The organism is Pseudomonas tremae, assembly GCF_001401155.1.
In the GTDB taxonomy this organism is placed as follows: Bacteria; Pseudomonadota; Gammaproteobacteria; order Pseudomonadales; family Pseudomonadaceae; genus Aquipseudomonas; species Aquipseudomonas tremae.
This window is the reverse complement of the sequence record NZ_LJRO01000196.1, coordinates 1-491: the sequence shown is the minus strand read 5'-3', so window position 1 is coordinate 491 and position 491 is coordinate 1. Positions and strand designations below refer to the sequence as shown.

The 491-nt window shown below is 61.3% G+C and carries 1 protein-coding gene; it reads left to right on the top strand.

The window, feature by feature from the left end:
• The coding region (locus ALO43_RS14030; RefSeq protein ID WP_157062299.1) for an HDOD domain-containing protein at positions 1 to 406 on the top strand (406 nt) is incomplete at its 5' end.
• Between the last annotated feature and the right edge of the window lie 85 nt (positions 407 to 491).

The following is a 491-nucleotide window of genomic DNA, read 5'->3' as shown; positions in this document are numbered from 1 at the left end:
CGAACTGCTGATCCAGACCGGCGCGCCCGACGTTGCAGAGCGCTTGAACAACGCAACCAAGGCCGGTACACCGGGGCGTGCAGCCAACGAAACCCTGCAACTGGGTTTCAGCTACCCGGAAGTAGGCGCAGAACTGGCCAGTCGCTGGCATCTGCCAGAGCTGATCAAACAGGCTATCGCCTATCAGGCAACACCGCTGAAGGCTCCGGCCGACGCACCGCTGCCAAAGATCGTTGCTCAGGCCATCACCATCTCCGATGCACTGGAAGCCCACGGCGGCGCAACTGTGCAAGCGCAGCAGGCCTGCGGCGGGCCATTGATGGAAGGAGTCGATCTGGACGCACTGTTTGCCGGGCTGCCAGCGGTGCTTGAAGCCGACAAGGCGTTCTCCGACCTGTTGAGCTAAGCCGGCCACTCTCTGCGGCTGCAAGAGCGGTCATGGCGTGAGTGCTTCACCCCATGGCCCTCATCATTTATCTGTATATCCATAC